24 protein-coding genes are annotated in these 21,933 nt (G+C 67.4%); 9 read left to right on the top strand and 15 right to left on the bottom strand.

The annotated features are described in order from the left end of the window. Positions 1 to 17 precede the first annotated feature (17 nt). Complete coding sequence (glgA, locus tag V5B60_RS18200) at positions 18 to 1,460, top strand: glycogen synthase GlgA (protein ID WP_332348906.1); 1,443 nt, start codon at positions 18 to 20, stop codon at positions 1,458 to 1,460. A 162-nt stretch (positions 1,461 to 1,622) separates the two neighbouring features. Then, the gene (locus tag V5B60_RS18195) at positions 1,623 to 2,873 is read left to right on the top strand and encodes a DUF1015 domain-containing protein (protein ID WP_332348904.1); all 1,251 of its coding nucleotides are present in this window, start codon (positions 1,623 to 1,625) and stop codon (positions 2,871 to 2,873) included. A 50-nt stretch (positions 2,874 to 2,923) separates the two neighbouring features. Here the strand turns inward: V5B60_RS18195 and selD are convergent, their stop codons facing one another. The 5 genes from selD to hemN form a co-directional block, all read right to left on the bottom strand. Continuing rightward, on the bottom strand, positions 2,924 to 4,027 hold the full coding sequence (gene selD, locus V5B60_RS18190) for a selenide, water dikinase SelD (protein WP_332348902.1): 1,104 nt from the start codon (positions 4,025 to 4,027) through the stop codon (positions 2,924 to 2,926). A 224-nt stretch (positions 4,028 to 4,251) separates the two neighbouring features. Next, positions 4,252 to 4,467: a heavy-metal-associated domain-containing protein gene (locus V5B60_RS18185; RefSeq protein ID WP_332348900.1), complete on the bottom strand. Its 216-nt coding sequence runs from the start codon at positions 4,465 to 4,467 to the stop codon at positions 4,252 to 4,254. A gap of 12 nt (positions 4,468 to 4,479) precedes the next feature. Beyond that, positions 4,480 to 6,951 carry a heavy metal translocating P-type ATPase gene (locus V5B60_RS18180; protein WP_332348898.1) on the bottom strand — a complete coding sequence of 824 codons (2,472 nt, stop codon included), beginning with the start codon at positions 6,949 to 6,951 and terminating at the stop codon, positions 4,480 to 4,482. A 61-nt stretch (positions 6,952 to 7,012) separates the two neighbouring features. Continuing rightward, a complete protein-coding gene (locus V5B60_RS18175) occupies positions 7,013 to 7,693 on the bottom strand; it encodes a sulfite exporter TauE/SafE family protein (RefSeq protein WP_332348896.1) in 681 nt (226 codons plus the stop codon). 76 nt (positions 7,694 to 7,769) lie between these two features. Continuing rightward, positions 7,770 to 9,167, bottom strand: coding sequence for an oxygen-independent coproporphyrinogen III oxidase (hemN, locus tag V5B60_RS18170; protein WP_332348895.1), 1,398 nt, complete (start codon positions 9,165 to 9,167; stop codon positions 7,770 to 7,772). 99 nt (positions 9,168 to 9,266) lie between these two features. Between hemN and fnr the strand changes: the two genes are divergently transcribed. Next, positions 9,267 to 10,010 (top strand): fumarate/nitrate reduction transcriptional regulator Fnr, encoded by a 744-nt coding sequence (gene fnr, locus V5B60_RS18165; protein WP_332348893.1) that lies wholly within the window; start codon positions 9,267 to 9,269, stop codon positions 10,008 to 10,010. 29 nt (positions 10,011 to 10,039) lie between these two features. On the opposite strand, the gene V5B60_RS18160 is transcribed toward fnr, so the two are convergent. From V5B60_RS18160 to V5B60_RS18145, 4 genes are read right to left on the bottom strand one after another with little or no spacing between them, the layout of a single operon-like run. Beyond that, on the bottom strand, positions 10,040 to 10,432 hold the full coding sequence (locus V5B60_RS18160) for a SirB2 family protein (RefSeq protein WP_332348890.1): 393 nt from the start codon (positions 10,430 to 10,432) through the stop codon (positions 10,040 to 10,042). Further along, positions 10,432 to 11,748, bottom strand: coding sequence for a hypothetical protein (locus V5B60_RS18155; RefSeq protein ID WP_332348888.1), 1,317 nt, complete (start codon positions 11,746 to 11,748; stop codon positions 10,432 to 10,434). Before V5B60_RS18155 ends, V5B60_RS18160 begins: the two co-directional genes overlap by 1 nt. Further along, positions 11,748 to 11,984 (bottom strand): DUF2249 domain-containing protein, encoded by a 237-nt coding sequence (locus tag V5B60_RS18150; protein WP_332348886.1) that lies wholly within the window; start codon positions 11,982 to 11,984, stop codon positions 11,748 to 11,750. The genes V5B60_RS18155 and V5B60_RS18150 overlap by 1 nt, the downstream gene beginning before the upstream one ends. Further along, positions 11,981 to 12,442, bottom strand: coding sequence for a hemerythrin domain-containing protein (locus V5B60_RS18145; RefSeq protein ID WP_332348884.1), 462 nt, complete (start codon positions 12,440 to 12,442; stop codon positions 11,981 to 11,983). The genes V5B60_RS18150 and V5B60_RS18145 overlap by 4 nt, the downstream gene beginning before the upstream one ends. A 298-nt stretch (positions 12,443 to 12,740) precedes the next feature. On the opposite strand from V5B60_RS18145, the gene V5B60_RS18140 reads away from it, so the two are divergent. From V5B60_RS18140 to V5B60_RS18125, 4 genes are all read left to right on the top strand, one after another. Continuing rightward, complete coding sequence (locus tag V5B60_RS18140) at positions 12,741 to 13,184, top strand: universal stress protein (RefSeq protein WP_332348882.1); 444 nt, start codon at positions 12,741 to 12,743, stop codon at positions 13,182 to 13,184. A 122-nt stretch (positions 13,185 to 13,306) separates the two neighbouring features. Next, the gene (locus tag V5B60_RS18135) at positions 13,307 to 13,984 is read left to right on the top strand and encodes a retropepsin-like aspartic protease family protein (protein WP_332348880.1); all 678 of its coding nucleotides are present in this window, start codon (positions 13,307 to 13,309) and stop codon (positions 13,982 to 13,984) included. Between the two features lie 12 nt (positions 13,985 to 13,996). After that, positions 13,997 to 14,257, top strand: a complete 261-nt coding sequence (locus V5B60_RS18130) for a hypothetical protein (RefSeq protein ID WP_332348878.1) — start codon at positions 13,997 to 13,999, stop codon at positions 14,255 to 14,257. Next, on the top strand, positions 14,235 to 14,882 hold the full coding sequence (locus V5B60_RS18125; protein ID WP_332348876.1) for a CoA pyrophosphatase: 648 nt from the start codon (positions 14,235 to 14,237) through the stop codon (positions 14,880 to 14,882). The genes V5B60_RS18130 and V5B60_RS18125 overlap by 23 nt, the downstream gene beginning before the upstream one ends. A 267-nt stretch (positions 14,883 to 15,149) precedes the next feature. Here V5B60_RS18125 and V5B60_RS18120 read toward each other — a convergent pair whose 3' ends face one another. Beyond that, complete coding sequence (locus tag V5B60_RS18120; protein WP_332348874.1) at positions 15,150 to 15,635, bottom strand: hypothetical protein; 486 nt, start codon at positions 15,633 to 15,635, stop codon at positions 15,150 to 15,152. A gap of 78 nt (positions 15,636 to 15,713) precedes the next feature. On the opposite strand from V5B60_RS18120, the gene V5B60_RS18115 reads away from it, so the two are divergent. Both V5B60_RS18115 and V5B60_RS18110 read left to right on the top strand, forming a co-directional pair. Continuing rightward, positions 15,714 to 15,902 (top strand): hypothetical protein, encoded by a 189-nt coding sequence (locus V5B60_RS18115; protein ID WP_332348872.1) that lies wholly within the window; start codon positions 15,714 to 15,716, stop codon positions 15,900 to 15,902. 112 nt (positions 15,903 to 16,014) lie between these two features. Continuing rightward, positions 16,015 to 17,196, top strand: a complete 1,182-nt coding sequence (locus V5B60_RS18110; protein ID WP_332348870.1) for an acetyl-CoA C-acyltransferase family protein — start codon at positions 16,015 to 16,017, stop codon at positions 17,194 to 17,196. A 51-nt stretch (positions 17,197 to 17,247) separates the two neighbouring features. Here V5B60_RS18110 and bioD read toward each other — a convergent pair whose 3' ends face one another. From bioD to bioA, 5 genes are read right to left on the bottom strand one after another with little or no spacing between them, the layout of a single operon-like run. Beyond that, a complete protein-coding gene (bioD, locus tag V5B60_RS18105) occupies positions 17,248 to 17,925 on the bottom strand; it encodes a dethiobiotin synthase (protein WP_332348868.1) in 678 nt (225 codons plus the stop codon). After that, positions 17,922 to 18,692, bottom strand: coding sequence for a malonyl-ACP O-methyltransferase BioC (gene bioC, locus V5B60_RS18100; RefSeq protein WP_332348866.1), 771 nt, complete (start codon positions 18,690 to 18,692; stop codon positions 17,922 to 17,924). Before bioC ends, bioD begins: the two co-directional genes overlap by 4 nt. After that, entirely contained in the window at positions 18,673 to 19,437 is a 765-nt protein-coding gene (locus V5B60_RS18095) for an alpha/beta fold hydrolase (RefSeq protein WP_332348864.1), read from the bottom strand. Before V5B60_RS18095 ends, bioC begins: the two co-directional genes overlap by 20 nt. Beyond that, complete coding sequence (gene bioF, locus V5B60_RS18090) at positions 19,428 to 20,588, bottom strand: 8-amino-7-oxononanoate synthase (protein ID WP_332348862.1); 1,161 nt, start codon at positions 20,586 to 20,588, stop codon at positions 19,428 to 19,430. Before bioF ends, V5B60_RS18095 begins: the two co-directional genes overlap by 10 nt. Then, complete coding sequence (gene bioA / locus V5B60_RS18085; RefSeq protein ID WP_332348860.1) at positions 20,585 to 21,919, bottom strand: adenosylmethionine--8-amino-7-oxononanoate transaminase; 1,335 nt, start codon at positions 21,917 to 21,919, stop codon at positions 20,585 to 20,587. Before bioA ends, bioF begins: the two co-directional genes overlap by 4 nt. Between the last annotated feature and the right edge of the window lie 14 nt (positions 21,920 to 21,933).

Here is a 21,933-nt window from a genome sequence, read left to right as displayed (position 1 = left end):
CGAACGGGAGAGGGAGGTTGCGCGTCCTGCACGTCGCCACAGAGATCTACCCGCTGGTCAAGACCGGCGGTCTGGCGGACGTCGTGGCCGCCCTGCCGGCGGCGCTCGCCGCGCGTGGGCTCGACGTTCGCGTCCTGCTTCCGGGAATGCCGGCGATCCTCGGCGGGATCGTCGAAGCAAAACGGATCATCCGCCTCGGTCCAGCCTTCGGCGCTGCGGTGGTGACGCTGCGCCGCGGCCGTCTGCCGGACAGCGGGCTGCCGGCGTATGTCATCGATGCACCCTTCCTGTATCGGCGCGACGGCAGCCCCTATCTCGGTCCCGACGGTCGCGACTGGCGCGACAACCACCGCCGCTTCGCTTTGCTCGGCTGGATTGCCGCCCATCTGGCCGCAGGCGAACTCGACCCTTCCTGGCAACCTGAGGTGGTGCATGCGCATGACTGGCACGCCGGGCTGGCGCCGGCGTACATCGCGCAGTGTCCGGCGCTGAACACGGCGACCGTGTTCACCATCCACAACCTGGCTTTCCGTGGTCTGTTTCCGCTCGATCATCACAATGATCTGGGACTGATGATCTCCGGCGCGGATCAGAGTGCGCTCGAGTTCCACGGTCAGCTGTCGTTCATGAAGGCAGCGCTGTTTCATTCCGCGCGCGTCAATACGGTCAGTCCGACCTACGCGCGCGAGATCTGTACGGCGGAGTTCGGCTGGGGCCTTGATGGATTGCTGCGCGGCCGTGGCAGCAATCTGTCGGGAATCCTCAATGGCGTCGACTATTCGATATGGGATGCGGGCAGTGACCGGGCGTTGGCGCACAACTACACTGCCGACAGGCTGCGCGGCAAGAGGGTCTGCAAGCTCAGGCTGCAGGCGGAGCTCGGCTTTGCGCTCAGGAGCAAGGCGCCTCTGCTCGCCGTGGTCAGCCGCCTGACGTCGCAGAAGGGGATGGATCTGGTCCTCGGGGCGCTGCCGGATGTCTTGGCGGCGGGCGGCCAGCTCGTGGTCATCGGCAGCGGTGACGCCGAGATCGAGAATGCCTTCCGGGCGGCAGCCAGGGCGCACCCGGCCTCCGTCTCGGTCTATCTCGGTTTCGACGACGCCTTGTCGCACCGCATCATGGCCGGAGCAGACATCCTGCTCGTTCCCTCGCGCTTTGAACCTTGTGGTCTGACGCAACTCTATGCCCTGCGTTACGGTACCATTCCGCTCGTGCGACGGGTTGGCGGTCTGGCGGACACGGTGGTCGACGCAACCCCCGAGCATCTCCGGGCCGGGACGGCGAACGGCTTCGTCTTCGACCACGCCAGCAGTCGTGTTCTTGCCGCGCGAATCGGCGACGCGCTGAAGCTGATGCGTCATGCGGCCGCGTGGCAACAGCTGCAGAAGCGCGGGATGGCGCAGGACTTCTCGTGGGCCGACTCCGCGTTGCGTTATGAGGCGCTGTACCGAAGCATCTGAGATGCCCCAACGGGCCGCTGAGCTGAACCCCGTCCGCAGGACTGGCTGCGGCAGGCGAACGCCTGCGACGACAGAGGTTTGCGGTGCAGAGCCAGATGGCGCCACCGGCCGCCGCCGCGCCGCCGCCCCCTTTCCAGGAACTCGCTCGAACGGGAGACGCATGTGACATCCGATTCATCCCTGATCCGGCCCTTCGCCGGTTTGCGGCCGCGCAGCGCCGATGCTGCGGCGGTCGCCGCACCACCCTACGACGTCCTGTCGAGTGACGAGGCGCGGCTGGCTGCGGCCGGCAAGCCGCTGTCCTTCCTGCATGTGTCGAAGGCCGAGATCGACCTGCCACCGGAAGTCGATCACTACGCCCCAGAGGTGTACGCCCGGTCGGCGCTGAACTTCCGGCGACTGATCGAGGACGGTGTCCTGTGCCGCGACCCGCGACCCGCCTATTACGCTTACCGCCTGGTGATGGGTGAGCACGTGCAGACCGGGCTGGTGGCCGCCGCTTCGATCGTTGCCTACGACAGCAACCGCATCCGCAGGCACGAGTTTACCCGGCCCGACAAGGAGGATGACCGGGTACGTCAGATCGAGGCGCTGAATGCGCAGACCGGGCCGGTCCTGCTGGCCCACCCCGACGACGCGCAGGCCGAAGAGCTACTTGCGGGGGCGACCGGGCAGACGCCGGTCGCCGACCTGAAAGCGGCGGATGGCATCCGGCACACGCTGTGGCTGATCGATGACGGTGCCACCATGGCACGCATCAGCACCGTCTTCGGCGCCATGCCGGCGCTCTACATCGCTGATGGCCATCACCGTTCGGCGGCGGCATCGCGCGTGGCGGCCAACCGGCGTCAGGCCGGGCGGGGTGGTGCCGACTCGTTCCTGGCGGTGATCTTCCCGGCGAGGCAGATGCAGATCCTCGACTACAACCGGGTCGTCAGGGATCTGAACGGCCTCGGCGTGGACGCTTTCCTGCTGGCGGTCGGCGAGCGCTACCGCGTCAGTCCGGCGGCAGGTCCGCTGCGACCCGAGTGCAGCGGGGTTTGCGGCATGTATCTCGCTGGTCGCTGGTACCGGCTACAGGTACGAGCGGATCTGGTGCCGCTGTCCGACCCGGTACGCCGGCTGGACGTCTCGGTTCTCGCCGAGCAGCTTCTCGCGCCGGTTCTCGGGATCAGCGACCTGCGTCGCGATACGCGCATCGACTTCGTCGGCGGCATGCGCGGCCTTGGCGAGCTGGAGCGGCGGGTCGACAGCGGCGAAATGGCCGTCGCCTTCGCAATGTATCCAACGCAGATGGCGGACCTGATGGCGGTTGCCGACATCGGGCAGGTCATGCCGCCGAAGTCGACCTGGTTCGAGCCGAAGCTGGCTGACGGGCTGGTCTCTCTGATGCTCGACGGTGAGCCAGGGTAGGTGGTCAGGAGGGCGGCGCGTGGCATCCTGCGCGCCGATCCGCTCGGGCGTCAGTGACTCCTGATGACCGATACCTGCGGTTTGCCTTCGCCCAACTCACCAATCACCGTCGCCTGCTCGAAGCCCTCCTGCAGGAAGACCGCCAGGACCTCGGTGACAACCTCGGGCGCGCAGGCAACGAGCAACCCGCCGCTGGTCTGCGGATCGGTCAGCAGGGCACGTTCGAGGTCGCCGAGCTTCCTGTCGAGCTCGACATGCTCGCCATAGCTCGACCAGTTGCGGCCGGAGGCACCGGTGATGCATCCCTTGGCAGCGTAATCGACGGCGTTCGGCAGGACCGGGATCGCCGGGTAGTCGATGACGGCCGAAAGCCTGGATGCCTTGCAGATCTCGACCAGATGTCCGAGCAGCCCGAAGCCGGTGACATCGGTCATCGCATGCACGCCAGCGAGGCAGGCGAGGGCGCGGCCCGGCGTGTTGAGCTGCGTCGTCGACGCGATCATCACCGCATAGCAGGCTGGTGAGAGGAGTCCCTTCTTCAGTGCCGCACTGAAGAAGCCGACACCAAGGCCCTTGCCGAGAATCAGCTTGTCACCGGGGCGCGCGCCGGAGTTGCGCTGCACGTGTCGCGGGTGGACGAGCCCGATGGCGACGAGGCCATAGATCGGTTCCACCGAGTCGATCGTGTGTCCACCGGCGATCGGGATTCCGGCTTTCGCGCAGGTCGCCTCGCCGCCTTCGAGGATGCGCTGGATGGTTTCCAGCGGCAGGCGGTTGACCGGCATGCCGACCACCGCCAGTGCCAGGAGCGGGGTTCCACCCATGGCGTAGACGTCGGACAGCGCATTCGTCGCCGCGATGCGGCCGAAGTCGAAAGGGTCGTCGACGATCGGCATGAAGAAATCGGTCGTGGCGATCACCGCCTGCTCGTCGTTGAACTGGTACACGGCAGCGTCGTCGCTGGTCTCGATGCCGACGAGGAGCTGGCGCGGCACCACTGCCGGGACACTCCGGGAGAGGATCCGTTCGAGCACTCCGGGGGCGATCTTGCAGCCACAGCCACCGCCATGCGAGAACTGCGTCAGTCGCAGGGGTTCGGCCGCAGCCGTTGTGGGAACCTGGGGTTCGACGGTTCTTTCCTTCTTTCTCGACATCTTCTTCCTCGGGCGAAGTGTGGGTCTGTCCGGATGACGGGGACCCAGGGCAAACGGGGAGCTCAACGATCGGACCGTCGCTTGGGCAGTCTGCGACCGGGCGCCGCAAGCGGCGTGCAGCCCTGCACGTGCGCACATCGTTTCACCGGGCGGGTCCCGTCGTGCAGGCACGCGGACCCCGTCCTCGCGTCACGGCATGCCGGCGGCGATTCATTCACCGTCACTCAGGGCGCCGGCCGGGCCTCGAAACCTGCTGCCTCGATCGCTTCAGCCAGCCGGCCAAGGCTGACGAGCGACGGGTCGAAACGGACCGCGGCCTGTCCTGACTGCAGCGAAACCTCGACCTGCTCGACGCCGGCCACTGCTGTCAGGGCAGCGGTGACGCTCTTCACGCACCCCTGGCAGCTCATCCCGGAGACATCGATCAGCATTCTTTCCATCCATCATTCCAATCAGGTCAAGCGCTGCCCGGATCGTCCGCCGGGCGCGCTGCTTTGCGGGCGCCACCGCCGCAGGAGGAGCGAGTTGGAGACCACGGACACCGAACTCAGGGCCATCGCCGCGCCCGCCATCACCGGGTTGAGCATGCCCAGAGCCGCGAGGGGAATCCCGAGCACATTGTAAACGAAGGCGCAGAAGAGATTCTGCCTGATTTTGCGCAGCGTCGCACGCGACAGCAGGATGGCGTCGGCGATGCCATTCAGATCACTGTGTACCAGCGTCACATCCGCCGCCGCAATCGCCGCATCCGAACCGGCACCAATGGCGAAGCTGACGTCGGCCGCCGCCAGTGCCGGTGCGTCGTTGATGCCATCGCCGACCATCGCCACGACCTTGCCGCTCCCCTTGAGTGACTGGATCACGGACGCCTTGTCGCCGGGCAGGACGCCGGCGCGGAAATCGTCGATGCCACTCGCTCGGGCGATCGCCGCGGCGGTTGCCGCGTGGTCACCGGTCAGCATCACCAGCCGCATGCCCAGGGCGGCAAGGCGCCCGACGGCCTGTGGCGAGCTCGCGCGCAACGGGTCGGCAATCGCCAGCACGGCCAGTGCCACGGCTGCCGGCACCGGCTGTCCGCCAGCAGTGGCGCGATGGCTTGCCGGCAGTTCGCCGAGAACGACGACGGTCTTGCCGGCGTTCTGCAGGCGCCTGATCACCGCCTGCGGCAAGGCCGCGTCGACGAAGGCGGCGGGCGCCCCGAGCTGCAGCCAGCGGTCGGCAACGCGGCCCTCGACGCCGCGCCCGGGAATGGCGCGGAAATCCTCGACCGTCGGCAGGTTCAGGCCTGCGGTCTGGGCGCGTTGCAGGATCGCGCGCGCCAGCGGGTGTTCGGAGGACTGCTCAAGGCTGGCAGCGAGTTGCAGCGCCTCGTCCGCAGCCGCGGCCAGGGGAACGACCTCGGTCAGCTCGGGTTCGCCGCGGGTCAGCGTGCCGGTCTTGTCCAGAGCGAGTACATCGATCTCACCGGCCCGCTCGAGCGCCTCGGCGTTCCGGATCAGGATGCCGGCTGCCGCGCCGCGTCCACTGCCGACCATGATGGCGGTCGGCGTGGCGAGTCCGAGGGCGCAGGGGCAGGCGATGACGAGCACGGCGACGGCATTGATCAGCGCCGTGCTGAAGATGCCGTCGTAGAGCCACCAGCCGAGGAGAGTGCACAGTGCGACCAGGCAGACGACGGGAACGAAGACCTCCGATATGCGGTCGGCCAGCCGCTGCACGGGGGCCTTCGAGCCCTGCGCCGCGGCCACCAGGCGGATGATTCCCGCCAGCAGCGTGTGCTCGCCGACGCCGGTGGCACGGCAGCGCAGCATGCCTTCCGCGTTGGCGGTGGCGGCGAAGACGCGTTCGCCGCGATGCTTGGCTACCGGCATGCTCTCGCCCGTGAGCATCGCCTCGTTCACATTTGAGGCTCCGTCGATCACCTCGCCATCGACCGGGATGCTGTCGCCGGGGCGGACGATGAACACATCGCCCGGGATCAGCAGGGAGGCATCGAGCTCGATCAGCCGGCCGTCGCGTTCGACACGCGCCGTTCGCGGTTGCAGGCGGACGAGTGCCTCGATCGCTTCGCCGGTTTTCGCCTTGGCGCGCGCCTCGAGCAACTTGCCGAGCAGGACGAGGGTGATGACCGCGGCCGACGCCTCGAAATAGACGTGCAGGTCCGGCGCACCCGACAGCGTGACGAAGAGGCTGAAGAAGTAGGCCATCGAGGTGCCGAGCGCGACCAGCACGTCCATGTTGCCGCCACCACCGCGCAGGGACTTCCAGGCGCCTTCGTAAAAGCGCCAGCCGATCCAGAACTGCACCGGTGTCGCGAGAACGAGCTGCAGCCAGCGGGGCAGCAGATCCGCGTGCGCGTGCGCGCCGCCGGCGAACATGGTCAGCATCTGCGCCGCCAGCGGCAGCGTGAGGGCAGCGGCGATGACGAAACGAAGCAGCTCGCTGCGCTGCTCGGCGATCCTGCGCGCGCGTTCGTCGGCGCGCGACTGCGCATCGGCCAGGCGTCCGTGGAAGCCCGCGGCTTCGATTGCGGCGATCAACCCGACGGCGGAGACGAGGCCCGGACGGTAGCGGATCGTCGCCCTCTCGCTGGCCAGATTGACTGCCGCCTCGACACCCGGCAGGCGGTTGAGCACCTTCTCCAGCCGCGTCGAGCAGGCGGCGCAGCTCATGCCGCCGATCGCCAGCTCGAGCGTCTGCAACGGCACCGCGAAGCCCGCCCTGTCGATGGCGGCAACGACCTGCGTCGCCGTCGTTTCGTCGCCGGCGATCTCCACCTGGGCGCGCTCGGTCGCCAGGTTGACGTTGGCCCGGACACCGGGCATGCGGTTCAGCACGCGCTCGATACGGCTGGCGCAGGCGGCGCAGCTCATGCCGCTGATCGGCAGGTCGAGGTGCTGCGGGCTGTCGTTCGGGGTGCTCATCACGCCGCCGGTGCGCGGCCTGCTGCCGTCGCGCCCGGATGTCGTTGCGCCGTCGGCATGGCTAAACGGCAGCGAACGGGTGCCACAGATGCTGCAGGCCAAGCAGTCCCCAGACACCGAAGCCGAGGACGACGAGGCCGGCGACGGTGCGCACGGCCGGCCGGCTCGTGTAGGCGCGCAGGCGTGCGGCGAGCAAGCCGGCGAGGAGCAGGTTGGGCAGCGTGCCCGCGCCAAAGGCGAGCATCAGTCCGGCTCCCCGCGCGGCGGAGCCGCTGCTGAGGGCGGTTGCCAGAGCACTGTAGACCAGACCGCAGGGCAGCCAGCCCCACAGCAGCCCGAGCGGAAAGGCCTGCAGCGGGCTGCGTGCAGGCAGGTAGCGCCGGGTCAGCGGCTGCAGCTGTCGCCAGAGCCTGTCACCGATCCGTTCGGTGAACGCGAGGGCGCTGCTGACGCCGAGCAGGTAGAGACCGAGGGCGATCAGCATCAGGTTAGCGAACAGGTAGAGGATGCCGCGCAGCGGCAGCTGCCCGGCCAGCGCGATGCTTGCCTCACCGACCGCACCGACGATCGCGCCCGCCACGGCGTAGCTCAGGATGCGCCCCGCGTTGTAGGCGAGCAGCAGGCTGCAGCGGGCAGGCGCACCCATCGCCAGGGCGCCGACGATGCCGCCGCACATGCCGACGCAATGGGTTCCGCCAAGCAGGCCGACGAGCAGCAGGGCGAGGAAACTCGATTCGGGCATGGCTGGCGGGCGGCAGTCCGGGGAACGGGAGCTGCGATTCTACTCCTTCGTTCCCGGCTGATCGTCGCCCTCCGCCTCAGATGACCTTCGAATAGCGGGTGCGCTGCCGGTCGGCTCGCAGGTAGCGGTCGAAGACCATCGAGATGGCACGCACCAGCATGCGGCCGCGGGGCAGGACGGTGATCCAGCGGTCATCGACGCGCAGGAGGCCGGCATCGACCATCTCGCGGAGCTCATCGAGTTCGGTGGCGAAGTACTTGCGGAAGTCGATCAGGTGGGCGATCTCGATCGACTCGATCGACAGCTCGAAGTGGCACATCAGCGACTGGATGATCGAACGGCGCAGAAGATCGTCGGCATTGAGCTCGATGCCGCGGTACACCGGCAGGGTGCCGCTGTCGAGCAGGTCGTAGTACTCGTCGAGCGTCTTGACGTTCTGGCAGTAGGTCGGGCCCACCTTGCTGATCGAAGAGATGCCGAAGGCCAGCAGGTCGCAGTCGGAGTGCGTCGAATAGCCCTGGAAATTGCGGTGCAGCCGCCCCTGTCTCTGGGCGATCGCGAGTTCATCGTCAGGCTTCGCGAAGTGGTCCATGCCGATGAAGACGTAGCCCGCTGCGGTCATCTGCTGGATGGCGAGCGCCAGGATCTGCAGACGGCTGTCGGCCGACGGCATGTCCGCTTCGAGGATGCGCCGCTGCGGCTTGAAGAGGCTCGGCAGATGGGCATAGTTGTAGATCGAGACGCGGTCCGGGCTGGCGTCGATGACGCGTTCGAGCGTGCGGCCAAAGCCGGCGACGGTCTGCCTCGGCAGCCCGTAGATCAGATCGATGCTGACCGACTTGAAGCCGCTGGCGCGCGCCGCGTCGATCACCGCACGGGTTTCCGCCTCGCTCTGCAGCCGATTCACCGCCTGCTGCACGCCGGCATCGAAATCCTGCACGCCGACGCTCATGCGATTGAAGCCGAGTTCGCCGAGCAGGGCGACGGTCGCCTGGTCCACCTTGCGCGGATCGACCTCGATCGAGTATTCGCCACCCTCGACCAGCCGGAAGTGCCTGCGGGTCGCGGCCATCAACTGGCGCATCTCGTCGTGCGACAGGAAGGTCGGCGTGCCACCGCCCCAGTGCAACTGCGCCACCTCCTGGTCGCCGCCCTCGAGGCAGCTGCTCTGCAGTGCCAGCTCGCGCGCCAGGTATTTCAGGTACTTGGCGGAGCGGCCGTGGTCCTTGGTGATGATCTTGTTGCAGGCGCAGTAGTAGCAGATAGTGTTGCAGAACGGGATGTGGAAGTACAATGACAACTGCCGGCTGATGGCGCCGATGTTGCGCTTGCCGAGCCAGAGTCTGGACGCGTCCGCGCCGAAGGCCTCGACGAAGCGATCCGCGGTCGGGTACGACGTGTAGCGCGGCCCGTTGACGTCGAAGCGGCGGATGATCTGTGGATCGAAAACGAGGTTGCCAGTGACGGATCTCATCGTCCCGGTGCAAGGTTGGTTGGCGGCATTATCAGCCGCCATGCCGCGTGCAGGGTTGACGTGGATCAAACACGGCAGTCAGTGAAGCGAAGGGCTGACATGTCTACCGATGCTGCAACGGCGAGGCTGGCGTTCGAGGTCGTGAAGACTGCCTGTTCCAACTGCAACTTGCGCGAGCTGTGCCTGCCGATCGGCCTGCCACAGGATGATCTGCGTCGCCTCGACGAGCTTGTTTCGACACGCCGGCGCCTGAAACGGGGTGATCATCTCTATCGTGCCGGGCAGGCATTCGAATCGATCTATGCCGTGCGCAGCGGTTTCTTCAAGACCGACGTGCTGATCGAGGATGGGCGTGACCAAGTCACCGGTTTCCAGATGACCGGCGAGCTGCTCGGCCTCGACGGCATCAGCAGCGAGATCCACACCTGCAATGCGATTGCCCTCGAGGACAGCGAGGTCTGCGCGATCCCGTTCTCGCATCTGGAAAGCCTGTCGCGGCAGATCCACACCTTGCAGCACCATTTCCACAAGGTGATGAGCCGCGAGATCGTGCGTGACCATGGGGTCATGATGCTGCTCGGGACGATGCGCGCCGAGGAACGTCTGGCGGCCTTTCTCCTCAACCTCTCGCAGCGCTTCAAGGCGCGCGGCTATTCGCCGGCCGAGTTCAACCTGCGCATGTCGCGCGACGAAATCGGCAGCTACCTCGGCCTCAAGCTGGAAACCGTCAGCCGTGCCTTTTCGCGCTTTCAGGAAGACGGACTGGTCGCCGTGCACCAGCGCAAGGTGCGCATCCTCAACACCGCCGGTCTGCGCAAGCTGATGACCCATCAGCGCGGCTGAGCAACGCGCCTGGCCGCTGCGCGCGGCGTTCAGCCGAGGGCGGCGAAGAAACCCAGCGGGTTGCGCGTCAGCGCCACCGAGACGATCCAGGCGAAGCTGAGCACTGCGGCAAGCAGGAATGCGGCGCGTTGCGGCTTGCTGCGCGCGCGTTTCAGCGCCATCGTGCCGCAGACGATGTAGAGCAGCAGGCCGGCGAGCTTGGCGGTCAGCCAGCCGCTGACGAAGGGGTACTGCTGGCTGATCAGCATCATCGCGATCGCGCTGCCGAGCAGGACGGTATCGACGACATGCGGCACGATGCGGACGCTGCGCCGCTGCAGTAGCGGTGAGTCGGCAAGCATCCACAGACCACGCAGCAGGAACCCGGCGCCGCTGAGAACGACACAGCCGACGTGCAGGTGTTTCAGGATCAGGTAGCCCATCACCCCGGCCTGTGCACTGGCGTCGCGCGAGCCTGGCTGGCGATTCGCTCGCGATGCTGGCGATAGAATGCCGTTGCTGCCAGCAGGTTGCGCAGCAGCCAGCCGCTGGCGACGAGCAGCGCGGTTGCCGCCGGATAGGTGAACCATTCGGGCTGCACCGCCGCCGCCGACAACAGGGCGAGGGCGACGAGGTGTGCGTGCAGCTGGTGGTCGATCTGCCGCCTGTCGATCACCTTCTGCATGTTCGGTGCCAGGATGCGACCGCCGCCGGCGTTCTGCAGATGCAGCCAGACGAGAAAGGGAACGATCTTGTAGAGCATTCCGTTGATGACCGAAATCAGGCTGCCATGCAGCACGAGAACACCCCAGAGCAGCGGCAGCGGCCGACTGGCAGCCGCTTCCGGCAGGAGCACGGAAAGCAGCGCGAGCGCGCACGCGGTCAGCGCCGAAAGCATCGCCAGGCGCCAGTAGCGTTGCGTGGCGTCGAGACGGGCACGTTTGCTCTGTCGCTGCAGGTGCAGGGTCAGGGCGGCGAACACGGCCAGCAGCGCCAGCATGCCGGTCGCCAGAAGCGTTGCCGGCCAATGCCACCCGGCGAGGCTGGCGATGCTCCAGCAGGCGAGCACGACGAGCAGCGACCAGAAGAATCGGCGGGCAAACCACTGCGGGTACGCCGGCGTCAGCTGGAACATCGGCACGACGACCAGGGCGACGGCAGCCAGCAGGATGGTGCTCCAGCCGACGAGGCCCCAGGCGAGGTGGATGCCCGTCAGTTGCAGAACCGGCAGTTCGGGTGATCCGTCGAGCGCCAGCGCCAGGACGACGCCGAGCCCGCTGGTGATGCCGAGGCCGAGCAACGCCAGCTTCAGGCCCAGGATCGTCGGATTGCCGGATGGCACGCCGCCAAGCGCGTGGCCAGCGGCGACGAGGAAGAGCGTGACGCCGAGGGCGAGCGCCACTGCCGCCAGCCGCAGAGCCAGTGGATCGGAGGTCAGCAGGCCGGCTGCCAGCAACAGCGTACCGGGAACAAGCAGGGCGTGTACCCAGGTGGCGACGCGCAGCGGGTGGGCGATGTTCGCGCCGGCGACCACCGGCAGAATCTGTATCAGCGCGCCGAGCATCACCTGCAACATGAAGCCGACGGTGATCAGGTGCGTCAGCGCCAGCGCTGCCGGCGTCCAGCGCGAGGCGAGGAGTTGCGGACCGCTGGCCAGCATGAGCAGGCCGGCGAGCAGGGTGAAGACCGGTGCCGTCAGGAAGAAGCGGAAAGGCGCCGCGATCGGTGGTGCCTGGTCGAAGCTGAGCAGCGCCTGCATTACTGCCGGCGGTGCTCGATCAGGACCGTCACCGTTCCGTCGGCCTGATGCTCGGTCTGCCAGGAGAAACCGTTGAGCTCGAGAGCCCGGTAGAGCGGGAAGGGCTCGCGCGGCAGCAGCACCAGCAGCTTGTGATTCGGCTCGAGATGATCGAGCGCCTCCATGGTGCGCAGCATCGGCTCTGGAGGCTCGAGGCCGCGGGCGTCGATGACGACGTCGGCGCGAGGACGGGTCATGGCGCAAGCCCGCGGTCGGCGGCGATTTCCTGCTGCAGCTCTCCCAGCAGCGTCGCCAACTCCGCCGCCAGGCTCTGATCGCACATCGGATAGAGGACGTTCTCTTCCTTGACGTTGTGTTGCTGCATCATGATCAGCAGGGTCTCGGCGTTGCCGGAGTAGTCATCCGCATCCCGCGCGGCCAGTGCCGCTGCCGCCACGGCCAGCAGTTGCCGCATCTGCAGGTGCTCGGCGCGCATCACCTGCGTCGGGCCGCGGTAGATGCCGGTGCTTTGCTCGAAGCGCGGAAAGAGGAGCGATTCCTCGGCGCCGAAGTGGTGCAGCATGCCCTCGCGAAAGCGCTCGAAGGCCGCTTGCGCGGGCTCCCATCGGCCGTCGGCCAGTGCGTGCTCGACGACGGCAAGCAGTTCATCGCAGGCGCGATGATCGGCGGACAGGAAAGCGGTGATCGTCTGCATGAGAAACCTCGGTGGAAGCGCTGTCCGGATTGTCCTGCCAGCGGACGGCGGCACTGTTGATCAGGGTCAAGGAATTCGCAGGAGCGCGTCGGCGGCGCGAGCCCCGCGGATACCCGCAGGCAGCGGACGATGATGCCGGTGCCCGACGCCGCCGTCGAGAGGACAAAATGTCGCAGGCCGTTCCGTCGCGCCGGAGCGGGCGCGGGACGCAGCAGCTTGATCTGCTGCTTGATCTCGATCAAGATTGATGTCGCTGTTCATGCTTACATTGCAATCACTTGACAGTGGAGGTGGCGCCATGTTCAAACACATTCTCGTTCCCACGGACGGCTCTGAACTCTCCAGGGATACGGCCCGCCGGGCGGTCTCCTTCGCCAAGGAAGCCGGTGCCCGCATCACGGCCTTCTATGCCAAGCCGGAGTACCCGGTGAGCTACTACGGCGAAGGCGCGCTGATCGATCCGACGACGCCGGAGAAGTTTGCCGAACTGGCCGAGCGGCAGGCAGCAGAAACGCTGGATTTCGTCGCCGGACTGTGCGAGAGCGCCGGCGTTCCGGTCGACAGGCTGTCGATGACCAGTGACATCCCCTACCAGGCAATCATCGACGCGGCGACCGAGGCCGGCTGCGACTTGATCTTCATGGCATCGCATGGGCGTCGTGGCTTCACTGCGCTGTTGCTCGGCAGCGAGACCAACAAGGTTCTGACGCACTCGAAGATTCCGGTTCTCGTCTATCGCTGATCGGCGCGCGCGCGGCGACGAGGTTGAGTTGCCTGGCGCCGGCAGTGGAATGTGGCAAAATGCCTTGGCGCGGCCGCCTGGCGATGGCCAAATGCAGGGGCCAGCCAGAGCAAGGAGGATGCGTGCACGACGTTGAGCGGTTTCTCGCGAGGATCGCCCGGGATGCGGGGCGCCGCGCCCCACTGTCGGTTTTCTGCCTGCTCGCCGCTGCGGCACAGGCCGCCGATGTCGGCCTGGCCGGCGTCTTTCCCGGCAAGGCGCTGCTGACGATCAACGGCGGCGCGCCGCGGATCGTTGCCGTCGGCAGCACGACTGCCGAGGGTGTGGCGGTACTGGCGGTCGATGGCGAGACGGCGACGATCGAGTCCGATGGCAGGAAGCGCAGGCTGCGCGTCGGCGAGAACGTTGCCTCGCCGGCGGCGCCAACGGGCGGCGCCCGGGCGACGCTGATGGCCGATGCGCAGGGCCATTTCCTCACCACCGGCAGCATAAACGGGACGACGGTGCGCTTCATGGTCGATACCGGCGCGACGATGATCGGGCTGGGGGCAGGCGACGCGCGGCGGATCGGCATCGACACCAGCAAGGGCGTGCCGGACTTTTCCATGACGGCCAACGGCCCGGCGCGGGTCGTGCGCGTCAAGCTCGACAGCGTGCGCGTTGGCGAGATCACCGTCAACAATGTCGATGCGCTCGTTCACGAACACGACCTGCCACTGGCTCTGCTCGGCATGAGTTTCCTCAACCGCATGGAGATGCAGCGCGACGGTCAATCGATGACCCTCAGGAAGCGCTTCTAGGAAAGGCTTGACATGCGTCGTCGCGATGGTACGGCCAGCCTGCTCGGGCAGGAAATCGAGATGTTGATGCGCGAGCGCGAGACACTGCTGCAGGTCGTCGGTGCGACGGCGGCGCTGATCGCTTCTCTCGACAGCCGGGATTTGCCGTCGGCTTCGGTCCGCGCGGCCGATCGTGCTGCCAGTGCGATCAACGCGCTGTCCGAAGAGAGCCTGCGCGACGCGCTGGCCGTGGCACAAGCGAGGATCGACGATGCGTGCGCAGTCGCCGGCTGACCAGACACTGGCTCCACCACCGCCTGAGCGCCGGATGGTCGACCTCGATCGCGTGCGGCAGGTCCTGCATGCGGTGCCGTGCGCGACGCGGATCGTCCTCGAGGACGGGGTCGGCGACGAGGAGTTGATGCCCGCTGCGGTGCTGTTTCCGATCGTCCAGCGCAATGAAGAGCCGACCGTGCTGTTGACGCAGCGGACCGCACACCTGAAGGATCATCCGGGCCAGATCAGTTTCCCGGGTGGCCGTTGCGAGTCGTCCGACCCGTCGCCGGTGCATACCGCCCTGCGCGAGGCAGCCGAGGAGATCGGCCTGGGAGCAGCGCATGTCGATGTCGCCGGCTATCTGCCCGAGTACCTGACCAGTACCGGCTTTCGCGTCACCCCGGTCGTGGCCATGGTGAGCCCCCCGTTCGAGCTGCAGCTCGATGCCTACGAGGTGGCAGAAGTGTTCGAGGTGCCGCTCTCCTTCCTGCTTGACCCGGTCAACCACCAGCGGCATTCACTGCATTACCGTGGCCGGCTGCGGCACTACTACGCGATGCCCTACCGCGGTCACTTCATCTGGGGCGCGACGGCGGGAATCATCATGTCGCTGTACCGCGCGCTGGCTGAGGGCGAGCCCTAGCAGCCTGTCGGACTTGACCAAGTCGGCTGCAAAAAGTGGGAAGACGGCTCATTTCTCCCCGTATTTCTGCACGAATAGAACAGCTATTCGCTTGAAATCCGTGAAAAACTGCGCTCGTCTCCCACTTTTTTCGCTTCGACCCATCAAGTCCGACAGGCTGCTAGCAATCCGTTGCGCCGAGCAATCGGCGCCGCAATCGCGCTTGCCGGCGCCGGGCGGCGGAGCATGTCGCCCCTTCCTGCACTCTCCTGCCGACGCAGGCAACGGTCAATCGAGGACCAGCTCGATCTGGTCGAGCAACTGCCTGGCACGCGTCTGATCCGGCGCTGCGGCCAGCGCAGCCCGCAGGCGGCCGAGATTCTGCTGCAGTTCATCGCGCGTCCGGACCTGTTCGATCTCGGCAACCAGACTCGCTGCCTGATCACCCAGCAGCTCGCGCAGGCTGCGGGCGGCGTAGCTGCGCGCCAGGCTGATGTCGTCGTCAGCCGCTGCGTTCGCGGTGCCGTGGCTGGCTCCTGCCACGACACTGCGGCGACTCGGCGGATGCGTCTGGACGAAGCCGCCGGCGAGCAGGGCCGACAGTTGTTTCCGGCCCTCGCTGACCGAACTGCTGAGGGCGACCAGCTCACTGCCGGTGCGGTGGCCATCGACCAGGATCAACATGGCCCGCATGCGCGAAGGCAAGTGGTGAGCCCGCGTGGCGATCTCATCGAGGCCCTTCGGCGCTTTGTAAAAGACTGACGACAGTTTCATTGTGGAGCGATCTTCCTGACCTGGCAGCGAGATGTTGCGTGAAGTGACGGCGTTCCGCAAGTCCCGCGCAACTGGGCCATGTACCGCGTCCGCCTGGCGTTGCCAGACGACGCCGCCCGTGGTGGCGCCGAAGAGGAGTTCCTGATCAGCCTGCGTCACCTGCAGGCCGCGCTGCTCCGCGCAAGATGGCGACCGCTGCGTGAGCGTCAGTCCGTCGCCAACGGCTGGCGATCGGCAGCTCTGCCGAGGCTCATGCAGATTGCATGAAAAGCGCCAGGGCTCTGGTTTGGCGCGATTTGCTGCTATGCTTGCTGTCGTCGTTGCTGGTGGGCCTTGCCGCTATGGTAGGGGTTGATCGAACATTTACAGGAGTTTCTTCATGACTAGAGAAGTCGTCGTATTGAGCGCGGTCCGTTCAGCCATTGGCACCTTCGGTGGTTCACTCGCCAACATGGAGCCGCATGAGCTGGCCGGTGCCGTGATGAAGGAGTCGATCGCCCGCTCAGGTGTCGATGCGCAGCAGATCAGTTATGTCACGGTGGGCAACTGCATTCCGACCGACTCGCGCTTCGCTTACGTCGCCCGCGTCGCCTCGATCCAGGCGGGGCTGGCGATGGATTCGGTCGCCATGGCGGTCAACCGCCTCTGCGCGTCGGGCTTGCAGGGGGTGGTGACGACGGCCCAGAACATCATGCTGGGCGACGCCGACTACGGCATCGGTGGTGGCGTCGAAGTGATGTCGCGCGGTTCCTACATGCTGCCGGCGATGCGCACCGGCGCCCGCATGGGTGACAGCAAGGCGATCGACATGATGGTGGCGACCCTGACCGATCCCTTTGGCGTCGGCCACATGGGCGTCACCGCCGAGAACCTGGCGACGAAGTGGAACATCAGCCGCGAGGAGCAGGACGCCTTCGCCGTCGAGTCGCAGCGCCGGGCTGCCGCCGCCATCGCCGAGGGGCGCTTCAAGTCGCAGATCGTGCCGATCGTCCTCAAGTCGCGCAAGGGCGATGTGGTGTTCGATACCGACGAGCATGTCAAGGGCGGCACGACCATCGAGACCCTGGCCAAGATGAAGCCGGCCTTCGCCAAGGATGGTACCGTCACTGCCGGCAATGCCTCCGGAATCAATGACGGGGCCGCTTTCCTCGTCCTCGCCGCGGCGGATGTGGCCGCCAGTGCCGGCCAGAAGCCGCTGGCCCGGCTGGTCTCGTATGCGGTCGCCGGTGTGCCGAACGACATCATGGGTGAGGGACCGATCCCGGCGACCAGGCTGGCGCTGAAGAAGGCGGGGCTTGCACTGGATCAGATGGACGTCATCGAAGCCAACGAGGCCTTTGCGGCGCAGGCCATCGCGGTCAACAAGGGGCTTGGCCTCGATCCGGTGAAGACCAACCCGAACGGCGGCGCGATCGCGCTGGGCCATCCGGTCGGCTGCTCGGGCGCCTTCATCGCCACCAAGGCGATCCACGAACTGCAGCGCACAGGTGGTCGCTATGCGCTGGTCACCATGTGCATCGGTGGCGGGCAGGGGATTGCGGTGATCTTCGAACGCGCCTGATCGTCGTCGGCGGCCAACCGGACCCGGCCGCTGTGCGGCCGGGTCCTTTTTTCAGTGGCCAGGTGCCTGCGGAAGCCGTAGCGAGAGTCCTGCCTCGGCCGGCGTCGTGCCGTGCTCGACGACGCCGAGCAGCGGCGCCGGCAGCCGGCTGCGCAGCGCCGCCAGGTTCTCGCTGAAACGCGACATCGCCGGATCGATCCGGTTGGCAACCCAGCCAGCCAGGGGCAGGCCGCGTGCCGCGATCGCCTGTGCCGTCAACAGGGCATGGTTGATGCAGCCGAGGCGCATGCCGACGACCAGGATCAGCGGCAGATCGAGCAGTGCAGCGAGGTCAGCCGTATCGGTCGTGGCGTCGAGCGGAACGCAGAAACCGCCCACTCCCTCGACTAGGACCACGTCGGCCAGCGAGCGCAGCTCGGCGAAGGCGGTGGCGATGGCCGGCAGCTCGATCTGCCGGCCTTCCTCGGCGGCTGCGATGTGCGGGGCGATGGCGGCGCGGAAGGCGTAGGGGTTGACGAGCTGCCGCGGCGGCGCGAACGACGACGCCGCGAGCAGTCGCTCGACGTCGTCGTTGATCCCGTGTTCGTCGCAGCCGGCAGCGATCGGCTTCATCGCCACCGCACGCGCGCCAGATCGGCGCAGGGCGTGCAGCAGCGCGCAGGCAACGAAGGTCTTGCCGATCTCGGTGTCGGTGCCGGTGATGAACCACGCCAAGGGGATGTTCTTCATTTGTTGGCGTAGGCAAGAATGACATCGTAACGCGCCGGCAGGCCGTCGCTCGTGCGGTGTCGTTCGTAGGCCGCCTGCACGCTTTGCCAGGCGCGGCGTCCGAGCATGCCGCTGCGCACACCGTCACCGACCGAGTTGGCGCCGATGTCCTTGACCGCGCGCAACAGTGATACGAGGTCCGGGTAGTGATGGCTGACGGTTTGCCGGTGCAGGCGGACGCCGGCGAAGCCGGCGTGGCGCAGCGCCCCGGCGATCGCCTCCGGTTCTCTGAAGCGGATCGTGTGGCGGTGCTGGTCGATGCTGGCGAAGGCTTCGCGCAATTCGGCAAAGGTCGCGGGACCGAGCGTGCTCAGCGCCAATTCGCCGTGCGGACGCAGGACCCGGTGCGCTTCCTGGCAGACTGCCACGAGATCACACCACTGCACGGTCAGGTTCGACCACCAGATGCTGCAGCTGGCGTCGCGGCAGGGCAGGGCCTCGATGTCGGCGGCGATGCACAGATCGGCGCCCTGGCGGGCGGCGGCGAGCATCGCCGGCGCGAAGTCGATGGCGAGGATCTCTGCCGCAGGCCACCGCTGCTGCAAGAGGCCGATTCCGTAGCCGGTGCCGCAGCCGGCATCGAGGATCGAGTCCGGCGTGGTCGAGGGTCGGAATTGGTCGAGCAGCAACTGACAGACCTGTCGCTGCACGATCGCCGCCTCATCATAGGAGGCCGCGGCGCGGTCGAAGGATTCGCGGACACGCTGTCTAGTGGGCACGGGTGGCATGGCAATACTGGTTGATCAGTTCGGAGCAGCGTGCGGGGTCGGCGAGAAAGGGCGCATGCCCGGTGCCGGGGAAGACCTCGAGCCGGCCTCCGGGCAGTGCCTGTGCCAGCCAGCTCGCGGCGGCGAGCGGATTGAGGGCATCGCTGGCGCCGTGCAGGAGCAGGCTGCGACAGCGGATGCCGGCCAGCAGCGGGCGCAGGTCGGTGTCGCGCAGCCATTCGAGACCGCGCTGCAGTGCCGCCGGCGACGGTAGAGGCTGTTGGCGGAGCTGGCCGAGCAGCATGCGCGTCAGCGTCCGCGCCTGCCGGTCTCCCTGGCAGAGCAGCGCGACGAAGCGCTGCAAGGTCTCGGCCGGCCACTGGCCGACGCGGTCGGCAAAGCCGGCCAGCACGCTTGCCGGCTGTGCTGCCGGCCAGTCCGGGCGCTGCACGAAGCATGGGGTGCTGCCGATCAGGATCAGTCCGCCGACCTGTTGCGGTGCCAGCAGCGCCGCGCGCAGCGCCAGCAGGCCACCGAGTGACCAACCGCACAGCGTCACCGGTGCCGGCAGGCTGGCGAGCAGCGACTCGGCGCAGGCCGCCAGGCTCGTCGATTCGTCGGCCGTGCGCCCGTACCCCGGCAGCTCGACCAGGTGCAGTCGGCACGAACGTGCCAGCGGTTCGAGCAGTGGCCGCCAGACCGCACTGCCCAGTCCCCAGCCGTGGATCAGTGCGAGATCGGGCCCGTCACCGGCGATCAGGCGCACGCCAGTTCCCGCAGTGCATCGACCAACACCGCCACCTGCGCCTCACTGTGGGCAGCGCTCAGCGAAACCCGCAGCCTTGCCGTTCCTTGCGGTACGGTCGGTGGCCGGATCGCCGGCACCCAGAGACCGCGCGCGTCGAGCGCGGCGGCGAGCCGGAGTGCTTCGTGGTTGTCGCCGACGATCACCGGCTGGATCGCCGTCGGCGACGGCAGCAGGCGCCAGCGGGTGCCGGCCAAGCCATCGCGCAACTGTGCGACGAGTCGCCAGAGATGGGCGCGGCGCTCGTCGCCGGCGGCGATCAGCTCAAGGCTGGTGGCCAGTGCGCAGGCGACCAGCGGGCTGCCGGCAGTGGTGAAGATGTAGCTGCGGGCGCGCTGGACAAGCCATTCGATGACCGTCGCATTCGCCGCGACGAAAGCCCCGGCGGCGCCGGCGGCCTTGCCGAGGGTTCCCATGCAGATCAGCCGGCGGCTTGCCGGCAGGCCGAAGTGGCCGATGCTGCCGCGGCCCTGTGGGCCGAGGACGCCAAAACCGTGCGCGTCATCGACCACCAGCCAGGCGTCGTAACGCTCGGCGAGCGCCAGCAGGCCGGGCAGCGGCGCGAGGTCGCCGTCCATGCTGAAGACGGCATCGCTGAGGATCAGGCGCCGCCGGGCGGTGCTGGCAGCGAGCAGGCGCTCGAGCGCAGCCAGGTCGGCGTGTGCATAGCGCTGGCCATCGGCGCGCGAGAGTTGCACGGCGTCGATCAGCGACGCGTGGTTGAGACGGTCGGCGAACACCGCGTCGCCGCGCCCGACCAGCGCCGGGACGATGGCCAGGTTGGCCATGTAGCCGGTGGAGAAGAGCAGCGCGCGGTCGAAGCCGGTGAAAGCGGCGAGCTTCTCCTCGAGCGCCGCATGCGGTCCGAGGTGACCGCTGACGAGGTGCGAGGCGCCGCTGCCGACTCCCCAGGTGCGTGCGCCGGCGCATGCCGCCGCGACCAGTGCCGGATCGTTGGCCAGGCCGAGGTAGTCATTGCTGCAGAAGCTGATCAGCGAGCGTCCGTCGACCCGCGCCAAGGGGCCGCAGGGCGCGTCGAGGGTGCGTCGGGCGCGTCGCAGGCCAGCGCGTTGCAGTGCGTCGAGTTCGCCCTGCAGTTCGTCCCAGATCATCGCCGCAGGGCTGCCTCCAGCGCCGCCGTCGCCCGCTCGACGAGAAATTCGATCTCGCCCGGGCTGATGATGTACGGCGGCATGAAGTAGACCGTATTGCCGATCGGTCGCAGGAGAATCCCGTTCGCCAGCGCCTCGACGTAGAAGTGGCGCGAGAAGAGCGGATCGTCGCTGACGACGTCGAAGGCGGCGATCATGCCGCGTTGCCGCAGGTGGCGCACCTGCGGATGAGCGGCGAGCGGCTGCAGGCAGGTGCCGAGGTACCGGGCGAGCACCTGGTTGCGCTCGATCACCCGCTCGTCGGCGAAAATGTCGAGCGTTGCCAGTGCGGCACGGCAGGCCAGCGCGTTGCCCGTGTAGGAGTGCGAATGCAGGAAGCCGCGGCTGGTGGCGTCATCGTAGAAGTCCGCGTAGACCGCATCGCTGGTCATGACGATCGACAGCGGCAGGTAGCCGCCCGAGATGCCCTTCGACAGACACAGGAAGTCCGGCCGGATCGCCGCCTGTTCGTGCGCGAAGAAGCTGCCGCTGCGACCACAGCCGACGGCGATCTCGTCGCAGATCAGGTGCACCCCGTAACGGTCGCAGAGGCTGCGGGCGAGGCGCAGGTACTCCGGATCGTGCATTGCCATGCCGCTGGCGCACTGGATCAGTGGCTCGACGATGAGCGCGGCGATGTGCCGGTGTTCCCGCTCGAGACGCACTTCGAGGGCGCTGGCGGCTCGCCTGGCGACATCGACTGCGCTCTCGCCAGCCGCCGCGAGGCGCGCGTCCGGCGAATCGACGACTCCCGCCGGGCGAATCAGTGCGGCGTAGGCATCCCTGAACAGCGCGACATCGGTCACTGCCAGCGCGCCGACGGTCTCGCCGTGGTAACCGCCCGCCAAGCAGAGAAACTCCCGTTTCTCGCCATGACCGCGGTTCTGCCAGGAATGGAAGGACATCTTGAGGGCGATCTCGGTCGCCGAGGCGCCGTCGGAGGCGAAGAAGCAATGACCAAGGCTGCCGCCGGTCAGCGCCGCCAGTCGCTCCGACAGTTCGACCACCGGTCGCTGCGTGAAGCCGGCGAGGATGACGTGCTCCAGTTCATCGAGCTGCGCACGCAGGGCGGCGTTGATCCGTGGATGACAGTGCCCGAACAGGTTGACCCACCACGAGCTGATGCCGTCGAGATAGCGATGGCCGTCGAAGTCATGCAGCCAGACGCCCTGGCCTCTGGCAATCGGTACGAGGGGCAGCGCCGCTTCCTGGCCGGCGTGGTGCTTCATCTGCGTGCAGGGGTGCCAGACGGCTCGGAGGCTGCGCTCGAGCAGTTCGCGGTTGCTGGTCATCGGCGTCGTGGGTC

The sequence above is a fragment of the Accumulibacter sp. genome (assembly GCF_036625195.1).
In the GTDB taxonomy this organism is placed as follows: Bacteria; Pseudomonadota; Gammaproteobacteria; order Burkholderiales; family Rhodocyclaceae; genus Accumulibacter.
This window is presented reverse-complemented; position numbering and strand designations above follow the sequence as displayed.

Coding starts and splice junctions, on each gene's coding strand:
- selD (WP_332348902.1), bottom strand. CDS start 4,027: ATGTCGAGAAAGAAGGAAAGAACCGTCGAACCCCAGGTTCCCACAACG.
- V5B60_RS18185 (WP_332348900.1), bottom strand. CDS start 4,467: ATGGAAAGAATGCTGATCGATGTCTCCGGGATGAGCTGCCAGGGGTGC.
- V5B60_RS18180 (WP_332348898.1), bottom strand. CDS start 6,951: ATGAGCACCCCGAACGACAGCCCGCAGCACCTCGACCTGCCGATCAGC.
- V5B60_RS18175 (WP_332348896.1), bottom strand. CDS start 7,693: ATGCCCGAATCGAGTTTCCTCGCCCTGCTGCTCGTCGGCCTGCTTGGC.
- hemN (WP_332348895.1), bottom strand. CDS start 9,167: ATGAGATCCGTCACTGGCAACCTCGTTTTCGATCCACAGATCATCCGC.
- fnr (WP_332348893.1), top strand. CDS start 9,267: ATGTCTACCGATGCTGCAACGGCGAGGCTGGCGTTCGAGGTCGTGAAG.
- V5B60_RS18160 (WP_332348890.1), bottom strand. CDS start 10,432: ATGGGCTACCTGATCCTGAAACACCTGCACGTCGGCTGTGTCGTTCTC.
- V5B60_RS18155 (WP_332348888.1), bottom strand. CDS start 11,748: ATGCAGGCGCTGCTCAGCTTCGACCAGGCACCACCGATCGCGGCGCCT.
- V5B60_RS18150 (WP_332348886.1), bottom strand. CDS start 11,984: ATGACCCGTCCTCGCGCCGACGTCGTCATCGACGCCCGCGGCCTCGAG.
- V5B60_RS18145 (WP_332348884.1), bottom strand. CDS start 12,442: ATGCAGACGATCACCGCTTTCCTGTCCGCCGATCATCGCGCCTGCGAT.
- V5B60_RS18140 (WP_332348882.1), top strand. CDS start 12,741: ATGTTCAAACACATTCTCGTTCCCACGGACGGCTCTGAACTCTCCAGG.
- V5B60_RS18130 (WP_332348878.1), top strand. CDS start 13,997: ATGCGTCGTCGCGATGGTACGGCCAGCCTGCTCGGGCAGGAAATCGAG.
- V5B60_RS18125 (WP_332348876.1), top strand. CDS start 14,235: ATGCGTGCGCAGTCGCCGGCTGACCAGACACTGGCTCCACCACCGCCT.
- V5B60_RS18120 (WP_332348874.1), bottom strand. CDS start 15,635: ATGAAACTGTCGTCAGTCTTTTACAAAGCGCCGAAGGGCCTCGATGAG.
- V5B60_RS18115 (WP_332348872.1), top strand. CDS start 15,714: ATGTACCGCGTCCGCCTGGCGTTGCCAGACGACGCCGCCCGTGGTGGC.
- V5B60_RS18110 (WP_332348870.1), top strand. CDS start 16,015: ATGACTAGAGAAGTCGTCGTATTGAGCGCGGTCCGTTCAGCCATTGGC.
- bioD (WP_332348868.1), bottom strand. CDS start 17,925: ATGAAGAACATCCCCTTGGCGTGGTTCATCACCGGCACCGACACCGAG.
- bioC (WP_332348866.1), bottom strand. CDS start 18,692: ATGCCACCCGTGCCCACTAGACAGCGTGTCCGCGAATCCTTCGACCGC.
- bioF (WP_332348862.1), bottom strand. CDS start 20,588: ATGATCTGGGACGAACTGCAGGGCGAACTCGACGCACTGCAACGCGCT.
- bioA (WP_332348860.1), bottom strand. CDS start 21,919: ATGACCAGCAACCGCGAACTGCTCGAGCGCAGCCTCCGAGCCGTCTGG.